Annotated in this window: 6 protein-coding genes; all 6 read left to right on the top strand. The window is 34.6% G+C overall.

What is annotated here, in order from left to right:
- Positions 1-409 (top strand): glycosyltransferase (locus N3C60_08785; protein ID MCX8085000.1); only part of this gene is annotated, 409 nt, incomplete at its 5' end.
- A gap of 1 nt (position 410) precedes the next feature.
- Complete coding sequence (locus N3C60_08780) at positions 411-1,400, top strand: NAD(P)-dependent oxidoreductase (protein ID MCX8084999.1); 990 nt, start codon at positions 411-413, stop codon at positions 1,398-1,400.
- Positions 1,397-3,604, top strand: coding sequence for a bi-domain-containing oxidoreductase (locus tag N3C60_08775; protein ID MCX8084998.1), 2,208 nt, complete (start codon positions 1,397-1,399; stop codon positions 3,602-3,604). Before N3C60_08780 ends, N3C60_08775 begins: the two co-directional genes overlap by 4 nt.
- On the top strand, positions 3,601-4,806 hold the full coding sequence (locus tag N3C60_08770) for a glycosyltransferase family 4 protein (GenBank protein MCX8084997.1): 1,206 nt from the start codon (positions 3,601-3,603) through the stop codon (positions 4,804-4,806). The genes N3C60_08775 and N3C60_08770 overlap by 4 nt, the downstream gene beginning before the upstream one ends.
- Positions 4,807-4,819: 13 nt before the next feature.
- Positions 4,820-5,920, top strand: a complete 1,101-nt coding sequence (locus N3C60_08765) for an NAD-dependent epimerase/dehydratase family protein (protein ID MCX8084996.1) — start codon at positions 4,820-4,822, stop codon at positions 5,918-5,920.
- A gap of 19 nt (positions 5,921-5,939) precedes the next feature.
- Positions 5,940-7,062, top strand: a 1,123-nt coding sequence (wecB, locus tag N3C60_08760) for a UDP-N-acetylglucosamine 2-epimerase (non-hydrolyzing) (protein ID MCX8084995.1), incomplete at its 3' end; no start/stop codon positions are given.

Genomic DNA, 7,062 nt, shown 5'->3' with positions numbered 1-7,062 from the left:
TGGCGAAGAGAAAGAAAATCTTATGAGTTTTTGTAAAAATGCTAAAATTGATGATAAAGTGTTTTTTTTAGGGTTTCAAGAGAATCCGTGGATTTATTTAAATAATGCAGATGTATATATTTCTGCAAGTTTATCAGAAGGCGTGTCGAGGTCAGTTATGGAAGCACTATTCTTTGGAAAGTTTTGTAGTTTAAGCAATATTCCAGGTCATTTTGAACTGATAAAAGTTGGCGAAAATGGACTATTATTTAATTCTGACGACGAATTAAAAGAAAATTTAAAATATGTTTTACTAAATAAAGAAAAATTTAAAATGAAAAGAAGTAATTTACTTCCCTATGAGTTTTCTAAAGAGAGAAATGTAATGTTGTTGAGAAAGTTTATTAAAGAAAAAATTTTGAGGAGATAAAATGCGTGTTATCATCACCGGTGGTTCAGGTTTTATTGGCACTAATTATGTTGATTATGCTCTGGAGAGGGGCTGTGAGGTTTTAAATATTGACATTAAAGAACCTTATAAAAAGGAGCATGCTAAATTTTATAAACATTGTGACATAATGGATTATGAAAGATTGGAGAAAATTATTTTAGAGTTTAAGCCGGATTATGTAGTTCATTTAGCTGCTAAGACTGGTGCACATTCTATAACGGATATAAATGAGTTTGCTCCAAATATGCAGGGAGTTGTAAACCTTATAAATGCTTTGATAGTATTGAACAGACAGTATCAGACCGTCAAAAGGGTTGTTTTTACATCATCACTGCTTGTTTGTAAAATGGGATACATGCCCAAACACGATACAGATTATTTACCTACAACAGCCTATGGACAAAGTAAAGTGGAAGGGGAAAAAATTGTTCGCAGTTGGCTAAATTTACCTTTTGAATGGACTATAATTCGTCCAATTTCGGTATGGGGGCCATGGATGGTTGAGCCTTACATAAATTTTTTTCAGGCTGTATCACAGGGATGGTATATGCATATTGGACATGGACATTATAAAAGATCAATGGGATATGTGGAAAACATTGCTCATGAGATACATTGCATCTTACTTGCTCCAACTGAGAAAGTTCATCAAAAAACTTTCTATGTTGGTGATCCTGAACCGATTGACTTGTATAATTTTGCAGAAATGGTTAGAGAAAAGTTAGGAGCTCCTAAGATTAAAAAAATGCCAATTGTTCTGGCAAAGTTATTGGCTAAGATCGGAGATATCTTAAAATTATTAGGGTGGGTAAATGTCCCATTGACAAGTTTCCGACTTAATAATATCACAACAGAATATGTATTTGATTTATCACCTATTGTAGATGTTTGCAACGGAAAATTACCATATGATATAAATATTGCTATAGAAAGAACAGTAAACTGGTATAAACATGAGGTGAAAAAGTGAAACAGCTTATCCAAAACTATCGGACAGGCCAAATAGAACTTGTAGATGTTCCATCTCCTAATTGTGGTGCTGGTGCTATACTTATAAAAAATGTAACATCACTTGTTAGTATAGGTACTGAAAAATCGATAATAGAGTTGGGTAAGAAGTCATTGCTTGGCAAGGCAAAGGCTCGCCCAGATCTGGTAAAAAGGTTTTTGGATAAAGCTAAGAAAGAAGGTTTTCTGAAAACCTTCCAGGAAGCATTGGGTAGGCTTGATAATCCTACACCTTTGGGGTATAGCTCTTCTGGGGTTGTTGTGGAGGTTGGTAGAAATATACATAAATTTTCACCCGGTGACAGGGTTGCTTGTATTGGTGCTGGTTATGCTTCCCATGCTGAGTATATCACTGTTCCTGAAAACCTATGCTGTAGAATCCCTGATAATGTTAGCTTTGAAGAGGCTTCGTTTGGTATGCTTGGTATTATTGCTATGCATGGTATTAGGTGTGCAAACCTTACTTTTGGTGAAAGGGTAGCTGTTGTTGGACTGGGTTTGTTAGGTCTTATTACTGTTCAGATTTTAAGGGCTTATGGATGTGTTGTCATAGGTTTTGATGTAGATGCTAACAAAGTAGATATGGCTAACAAGATGGGTATTGACCAAGCTACCACAGATGTGGAGACCTTTAAAAATATAGCTGATAAATATACAAGCGGTTTTGGAGTTGATGCGGTTATAATTACTGCTGCCACTAAAAGTGATGAGCCTGTTCATCTTGCAGTGGAGATTGCTCGTTTTAGAGGTAGGGTTGTTTTGGTGGGGGTAGCAGATATCCATCCAAATAGAAATGAAATGTGGCATAAAGAGGTGGAGATAATAGTATCCAAAGCTGGTGGAGCTGGTAGTCTCGATCCCATGTATGAAAATAAGGGGATAGATTATCCAATTGGTTATGTGAGATGGACAGAAAACAGGAATCTCGAAGAATTTCTTAGGTTAGTTTCAGAGAAAAAAATATTGTTAAGACCGTTAATTACCCATAGGGTACCAATAACTGGTGCATTAGAGATTTATGAGAATATGCTAAATAACAAAGGTGGCCCTTATATAGGGGTAGTCTTGACGTATGATGAAACTGATAATTCTTCTGATCAAAAAATATCTCTTAACAGTGAAGAAAATCCAATAGCCAAAGATATTTTGAGTCATAATTTTCAAATATCATCAACATGTTACTGCAAAAAACCAGTTGTAGGTGTCATTGGTGCTGGGCTTTTTGGTAAGGCTCTTTTGATCCCTGCATTATCTAAGGTTAATGATATTATGCTACACACAGTATCAACCTCAAACGGTATAAATGCCGATCACATTGCTAAAAAATATGGTTTTTTAAACATTACAACTAATTATCTGGAGATATTAGAAAATCATGAGATAAATTCTGTGGTGATCTTAACTCCTCATAGATTACACGCTAAAATGGTTATTGAATCTTTGAAAAACAATAAACATATTTTTGTAGAAAAACCGATTTGTATTGATGAAAACGAATTAAATGAGATATATGAAGTTTATAACAATATGAGCGATAAACCTTTTATTCTGGTTGGCTATAACAGAAGATTTTCTCCTCATGCAATCAAAGCATTTGAATATTTAAGAGGCAGAAAAGATCCGATGATGATCAATTATAGAATCAATGCTGGTTTTGTTCCAGGTGATCATTGGGTTCACTCTGAAGAGGAAGGTGGTAGTAGGATAGTGGGAGAGATATGTCATTTTGTGGATTTGATGATCTATTTTACAAAAAGTTATCCTGTAACAGTTTTTGCTGATAGAGTTTCTGGCAATAATAAAACAGTGATAAATGATGACAATGTAACAATTGTAATAAAATTTTCAGATGGCTCTGTAGGTAATATTTTTTACTCTGCATCAGGGGATAAAGCTTTTTCGAGGGAAAGAGTTGAGATCTACTCAGAAGGTAAAACTATAGTTGTACAGGATTTTAAAGAGACACAAGTATGGTTAGGTGGAAAAACTAAAAGATTTAAGACTATGAATCAGGAAATGGGTTATAAAGAGGAACTATATCACTTTTTCAAAGTGATAACTGGCAAAGAAAACCCTGCTATGTCATTTGAAGAGATCTTTTATTCTACGTTAGCTGTGTTTAAGATTAGGGATGCATTATCAAAGGAAAGGATTGTCAAGGTATGAAAATTCTTTTAATTACGGATTCCTATCCTCCAGAGATTAGATCAGCATCCCATTTGATGCAAGAATTGGCAGAGGGGTTAAGAGACAGAGGATTTGATATATATGTTGCAACATCATACCCTCAGTATAATCTCTCTGAGAGCGAAAAAAATAAATTTTATCCAGAGTTTACTTTGGAAAATGATATAAAAATCATACGTATTAAGACACTACCCCACCATAAGGTAAACTTCATAATCAGGGGAATATCCCAACTAAGCATGCCATCTATTTTCAGTTGGAGAATAAAAAAATATGTAAAAGAAGTAGATGTAATTATAGTATATAGTCCTCCTTTAACATTGGCTAATTTAGGCAGTAAATTGAGTAGATTTTATAAAGCTAAGTTTATTCTTAATGTTCAGGATATTTTCCCTCAAAATGCAATCGACTTGGGGATTCTGACAAATCCTTTTTTGATCAGATTTTTTGAAAGAATGGAAAGGGATGCTTATGAAAATGCCCATTTAGTATTTGTTCACTCGGAAGGGAATCTCGAATTTTTGAAGCAGAAACATCATGACTTAAAAGATAAATTTATAGTTTTACACAACTGGGTTGATACAAATGAGTTTAATGGAGTGACAAGAACAGGGGGTTTTAGAAAACTGTACGGTTTAGAAAATAAATTTATAATTTTATTTGCAGGAGTTATTGGCCCATCCCAGGGGCTTGGGTTTGTAGTGGATTTAGCAGAGAGCTTAAAAGAGTTGGACAATTTGGTATTCCTTTTTGTTGGCGATGGGATGGAGAGAAAATATTTAGAGGAAAAAGTAAGAGTAAAAAAATTAAAGAATGTAATATTCAAAGATTTTGTCTCAAAAGCAAAATACCCCGAGTTGGTAAAAGATGTGGATGTGGGCCTTGTTTCTTTGACAAATAGGAATAAAACACCTGTTGTTCCGGGTAAAATTTTAGGATATATGGCAGCTGGTATACCTATTTTGGCATTTTTAAACAAAGAAAGCGATGGTCACTTGATAATAAAAAATGCTAAATGTGGTCTATCATGCGAGTATGGTGATATTGATGAGGCGGTAAAAATTACAAAGGAACTGTATTATTCAAATGAGTTGGGAATCTTGGGGAGAAATGGGTATGACTATGTAAGAGAACATTTTGACAAAGAGAAATGTATTGATGAATTGATAAAGAGATTTTAACAGGGAGTAGGCTATGAATGTATATGAAAAACGTGTAAAGTTAGTTGAAGATTACTTAGGGGTAGTTAATTTTGATAGTGACTTAATAAGTTTCTATGAAGGTAGAAATATATTAGTGACTGGGGGAGCTGGTGCCATAGGGAGCAACCTTATAATTGCATTGTCGAAATTAGTAGGAGCTAAAGGTAAGATAGTTGTTTTAGATAATCTCTCTTCCATCAAGATAAAAGACCCATGGAATGTAACACCGTTACCCAATATTATGTTTGTTTTAGGAGATGTGAGAAATGATGTGGATTTGAAAAGAGTTTTTAAAGAAGACATATCTATTGTTTTCCATTTGGCAGCATTTTTTGCTAATCAAAATTCTGTGGATTACCCTGAGATCTCGGCTGAAGTAGATATTATAGGCCAGATAAAGCTTTTGGAGTATGCACGTTTAGGTAAAGTTGAAAAATTTATATATGCTTCAAGTGGTTGTGCAATTTATGGATCATACCCTCAATTACCGTTAAAAGAAGATTTTATCTCAATGCACTTAACAACCCCCTATCAAATCAATAAGATGACAGGTGAGATGTATTGTAATTTCTATCTACATCATTATGGACTGCCTATTGTGAACTGCAGATTTTTTAACTCCTATGGTCCTGGTGAAGTTCCGGGGCAGTATAGGAATGTAATACCTAACTTTATCTATTGGTCAATGAAAGGGTTTCCGTTACCGATTACTGGTACTGGAGAGGAAACGAGGGATTTTACTTATGTGCTTGATCTTGTTCAGGGATTGGTAAAAGCTGGATACTATGAAAAAGCTATAGGTGAGAATTTTAACCTTGCAGCTGGTAGAGAAATTTCGATTAAAGATATGGCACAACTTGTAATTGAGACAACAGGAAACAGGTCTGGTCTAATTTTTAAAGAGAGAAGAAAATGGGATACTAAACCAAGGCTCTTAGCATCTATAAGTAAAGCTGAAGAATTAATAAATTACAAGCCGATAATAGATTTTAAGGATGGTTTCAATAAGAATATTGAGTGGTTTAAGGATAATTGGGACAAAATTGAATTGTTGGCAGATTTTCCACCTGGTATGAATAGTGCGGTCAGATAAAATTAAGGTATAGTTAAGGATGCGAAAGAAAATCTTACTTGTTTTTGGGACAAGACCAGAAGCTATAAAATGTGCACCTTTGTTTTGGGAGCTAAAGAAACATTCAGATCTTTTTAATACAAAGGTGTGCATTACTGCTCAACATAGACAGATGCTCGATCAGGTGTTAGATTTCTTTCAAATAACTCCTGATTACGATCTAAATTTGATGAAAAATAATCAAACTCTTTTTGATATAACCTCTGATTGTCTAAAAAAACTTGAAGGGGTATTGGATGATTTTGTGCCAGAATTAGTAATTGTTCAAGGGGATACTACATCGGCATTTGTTGCTGCTTTGGCAGCATTTTATAAGAAGGTTAAGGTTGCACATCTTGAAGCTGGTCTGAGAAGTCAGAATAAGTACTCCCCTTTTCCTGAAGAGATTAATAGGGTTCTGGTGGGTCATTTGGCAGATTTTCATTTTGCACCAACGAAAAAAGCAAAACAGAATTTATATAAAGAAGGGATTAGAAACAATGTCTATGTTGTGGGTAATACTGTAATAGATGCATTGTTTATGGGAGTAAATAGAATAGAAAGTGATGTTGCTTTGAAAGGGGAAATAGATCGTTTTTTTGAAAAGGTAATAAAAGATCAAAAATCAAAGATATTGTTGGTTACAGGCCACAGAAGGGAAAGTTTTGGTGAGGGTTTTGAGAATATATGCAATGCACTAAGAGAGTTGGCTTTTAGATACAGAGAGATAGAGATAGTTTATCCAGTGCACCTTAATCCTAATGTAAAAGAACCTGTTAATCGAATTTTAAAAGATATTGAAAATATCCATTTAATTGATCCACTTGAGTATCCATATCTTTTGTGGCTTATGAAAAAATCTTATTTAGTTTTAACTGATTCTGGAGGGATACAGGAGGAAGCACCTTCATTAGGTAAGCCTGTATTGGTAATGAGAGATGTGACAGAAAGGGTTGAAGGTATAGAGGCCGGTACATCGATGTTAGTAGGTACTGGGGTAAAGAGTATAGTGGAGCATGTCAGTTTGCTGCTAAATAATGAGGAGGTATACAGGAAAATGTCCCAAGCTACTAATCCCTATGGTGATGGTAGAGCGAGTGAGAGGGTAGTGAAAAGGTTAGGGA

The sequence above is a fragment of the Calditerrivibrio sp. genome (assembly GCA_026415135.1).
Classification (GTDB): Bacteria; Chrysiogenota; Deferribacteres; order Deferribacterales; family Calditerrivibrionaceae; genus Calditerrivibrio.
This window is presented reverse-complemented; position numbering and strand designations above follow the sequence as displayed.